We start from the raw sequence: 3,207 nt of genomic DNA, 5'->3' as shown, positions 1-3,207 counted from the left end.
CCCCTGTTCCGGACGGGCCGGGCGGCCGTCTGCGGGGCGCCGCGGGCGCCGGCGGCGCCGGCGGCGCCGGCCGTCCGCGGCCTGTCAGGGCCCGTCGGGCGTCAGTGCCCGTCGCAGCCCGGGAGGGCCTCGCACATCGGCGCGGTCATGCCGGTGCCGACGTACTTGTCCTCGGGGGCCTTCCAGGCGTCCTTGGGCTGGGCGCCGGCCTTGGTGGTGGCCCAGACCGCCAGTTCGCTGACCGCACCGCCGTCGCTGACCACGTACTCGTGCAGGGTGACGGTGCTGCCGTCGGCCTGCGGGACGGTCAGGACGGCGGCGAAGTAGGGCGCGTCCGGGGCGCTGTCGACCTTCACGGTGGCGCCGGGCGCGGTCTTGGCGCAGGACTTGAGCGCCTCCGTCAGACGCCCCTCGGCCAGGTTGGTGCTCTGCTTGGCGCCGCTGCTGCGGGTCGGGTCGCCGTGGAACAGCAGGGTCTGCTCGGCCGTCCAGCGGTCCCCGCCGAAGCCGACCGAGGCCCGGGCGGAGGCGGTGCCGGTGAACAGCGGCTCGTCGTCCTTCGCGACCGCGGCGCGGCACAGCTCCATGCCCTTGAACTGGACCTGGCCGGAGAGCTGCTTGGCGTTGGCCGCCAGCGGCGTGTAGTGGTAACTCTCGTCCATCGGGATGCTCTTGGTGTCCATCCAGGCCTTGTCCGGGATGCCCTTGTCGGACCCGCTGGGCTTGTTGGGGTTGACGCTGGGCCCGGTGGTGGCGGCGGGGAGGGCGGGGTTGGCGTCCTGGCTGCCGTTGTCCGGCCCGCAGGCGCTGAGGGCGCCCAGGCAGACGAGGGCTGCGGCGGTGGCGGTGACGACTCTGGTGGTGCGCAACTGACGGTTCCTCGGATGTCCGGTGGCGTGGGCGGGGGTCGGGCGCGCACCGGCCGTGGGCCGCTGGTGCGCGGCGCCGTCCGTCCGTCCCCGCCGCCCGGTCGACCCGTGGTCGCGGGCTTGCGGCATGGCAGCTCCTCCCCTGTGCATGCGGCCGCCTGGCCCCTCGCCCCGCTGTCCGCCCCGTGACTGATGGCCGGTCAGGGTCGATGGTGTGTCGACGGCGGTCGAAACCTATGCCACCGGACCGCCGGTCGCAAAGCCGGGTTCCGGCCGGAGGCCCGGATTCCCTTTGGGACTGGTGGGGCTCATGGGGTGAATGTGACCGGGCTCGGAGGAGTGCGGTGGGCGGGGCGCGGAGGGTTCCAGGGGCGCGCGACCGCCTCCGTGCGCGGGCCGGGGCGGCGCATCCGGGCTGGTGGGGGCGGGTGCGCGGTGCCGTGCGACGGATCCGCGGGCGGCCCCGGTCAGGCGACCCGGCCGCCGATCCCGGAGCGGCCCGCCGGGACGCCGTCGAGGGTGACCACGGTCTGCCGTCCGACGACCTCGCCGAGCGCGCCGGTGATCGCCGCGGTGGCCGCCGCGACCAGACGGGCGGGCGCGTCGGGCACCTGCGGCAGGTGGTAGGCCGCCTCCCGCAGGCTCAGCAGGACCACCGGTGCGACCTCCTCGGTCGGCAGTCCGCCGATGCCCCGGCGGCGCTGGGGGACCCCGATCAGCTCGACCGCGACCAGCGGGCGGACCCGTTCGCCGAAGACGGAGGTGACGGCCTCGGTGAGGCCGGCGATGAGGGCCCGCTCGACCTCGGGGTCGAGGGACTCCTCGCGGATGTGCAGGCTCAGGTGCGGCATGGTGGAGCTCCGTTCGGCTCGGTTCGTACCATGGGCTGACGGGTTCGCTTTGCATGTAAAACAGCTTTGATGTCAAAGGTAACCGAGGAGGGGTGTGCGATGTCAACGGCCGAAGGGGAATCGCGGAACACGCCGTCGTCGACCGGGGCGGGGCTCGACGACGCGGTGCGGTCGATGCTGCTGCTGATGCCCCGGCTGGTCGGGCGGGCCAAGCGGATCCCCGTCCCCGAGCCGCTGCGCGGCCTCGCACTGGCGCCCCGCCACCTGTCGCTGCTGGCCTGCCTGCTGCTGGACGGACCGATGGGCGTGAACGACCTCGCCGCCCGGCTGGAGGTCGCCCCCACCACGGTCAGCCTGATGGTCGGCGACCTCGGCCGGCAGGGCATCCTCGAACGGCGCGAGGACGAGGCCGACCGCCGGCGCCGCATCGTCGCGATCGCCCCCGCCCGGCTGCCCGCCATCGAGGCCTGGCTCGCCCCGGGGGCCGTCGCCTGGCGCACGGCCCTCGGGCCGCTCGACGCGGCGCAGCGGCGCCTGGTGGTGGACACGCTGCTGGCGTACGAGGCGGCGGTGGGGCGGGAGCGGGACTGACGGCGGCCGGTGCGCCGGGCGGGAGGCCGGTCAGCGGCCGGGAGCCCGGCGGAAGAGCGCGGTGAGGAGGAAGGGGACGCCGAACAGCGTCGAACCGGGGCCCTGGGCGGCCATCGGGCGGATCTCCAGCGGGGTGAACTCGCGGAACAGCGAGCGGAGTTCGTCCGGCGAGTACGCCAGGCCGCCCTCCAGGGCGCCGAGCCGGTAGAGCTCCTCGTCGGTCCGCTCGGAGCCCGTCGCGCCGGCCGCGAAGGCGGTGACGGCGAAGTGCCCGCCCGGTGCCAGCACCCGGTCGAGCAGGGCCAGGTAGCTGACCCGGCGGTGCGGCGGGAGGTGGTGCAGGCAGCCGGAGTCGTAGACCAGGTCGTAGTGGGCGTGGGGGAGCCGGGCCTCGAAGATGCTCGCCCGGTGGAACCGCAGGCCGGTGCCCGCGCCGGCCTCGCGGGCGCGCTCCTCGGCCCAGGTCACGGCGGTGGCGGAGAGGTCGACGGCGTCCACCTCGAAGCCGAGCGAGGCCAGGTGGACGGCGTTGCGGCCGGCGCCGCAGCCGAGGTCGAGCGCCCGGCCGGGGGCGAGCAGGCCGCGGTCCAGGTAGGAGGCCAGGTTCTCGTCCGGTTTCGGCGTGAAGAACGGGCGGTCGGCGGACCGGTCCGCGTAGAACCGGTCCCAGAACGGTTCGGCCGGCGGGAAAAGGCCGTCGAGGAGGGCGAGGACGTCTTCGGTGGTGCGGATCGTACGGTTCATTCCGCCGAGCGTAGGCCGTCCGGCGGGCGGGCGCCCCGGGCGCGAAAGCCGCTGTGCGGTGGGCTGTTGGGGCCGCTGGGGCGCCGTGCGACAGAGGTGTTCCGGGCCCGGGCGGGCGCGTGGCGCCACCCCCGCCCCGGGCCGGGAAAGGG

The 3,207-nt window shown here is 75.4% G+C and carries 4 protein-coding genes; 1 reads left to right on the top strand and 3 read right to left on the bottom strand.

The features are described from left to right. Positions 1 to 101: 101 nt before the first annotated feature. Both ACIQOV_RS34265 and ACIQOV_RS34260 read right to left on the bottom strand, forming a co-directional pair. Positions 102 to 869: a hypothetical protein gene (locus ACIQOV_RS34265; RefSeq protein ID WP_401054705.1), complete on the bottom strand. Its 768-nt coding sequence runs from the start codon at positions 867 to 869 to the stop codon at positions 102 to 104. A gap of 467 nt (positions 870 to 1,336) precedes the next feature. Continuing rightward, positions 1,337 to 1,720: a 4-oxalocrotonate tautomerase family protein gene (locus ACIQOV_RS34260; protein WP_401054704.1), complete on the bottom strand. Its 384-nt coding sequence runs from the start codon at positions 1,718 to 1,720 to the stop codon at positions 1,337 to 1,339. Between the two features lie 99 nt (positions 1,721 to 1,819). Between ACIQOV_RS34260 and ACIQOV_RS34255 the strand changes: the two genes are divergently transcribed. After that, complete coding sequence (locus ACIQOV_RS34255) at positions 1,820 to 2,311, top strand: MarR family transcriptional regulator (RefSeq protein ID WP_401054702.1); 492 nt, start codon at positions 1,820 to 1,822, stop codon at positions 2,309 to 2,311. 30 nt (positions 2,312 to 2,341) lie between these two features. On the opposite strand, the gene ACIQOV_RS34250 is transcribed toward ACIQOV_RS34255, so the two are convergent. Then, positions 2,342 to 3,055: a class I SAM-dependent methyltransferase gene (locus ACIQOV_RS34250; RefSeq protein WP_401054700.1), complete on the bottom strand. Its 714-nt coding sequence runs from the start codon at positions 3,053 to 3,055 to the stop codon at positions 2,342 to 2,344. Positions 3,056 to 3,207: the final 152 nt, after the last annotated feature.

The sequence above is a fragment of the Kitasatospora sp. NPDC091257 genome (assembly GCF_044757675.1).
Lineage (GTDB): Bacteria > Actinomycetota > Actinomycetes > Streptomycetales > Streptomycetaceae > Kitasatospora > Kitasatospora lactacystinica.
The sequence above is the reverse complement of the archived record's forward strand: the minus strand, read 5'-3'. Positions and strand labels throughout refer to the sequence as shown.

Coding starts and splice junctions, on each gene's coding strand:
- ACIQOV_RS34260 (WP_401054704.1), bottom strand. CDS start 1,720: ATGCCGCACCTGAGCCTGCACATCCGCGAGGAGTCCCTCGACCCCGAG.
- ACIQOV_RS34255 (WP_401054702.1), top strand. CDS start 1,820: ATGTCAACGGCCGAAGGGGAATCGCGGAACACGCCGTCGTCGACCGGG.
- ACIQOV_RS34250 (WP_401054700.1), bottom strand. CDS start 3,055: ATGAACCGTACGATCCGCACCACCGAAGACGTCCTCGCCCTCCTCGAC.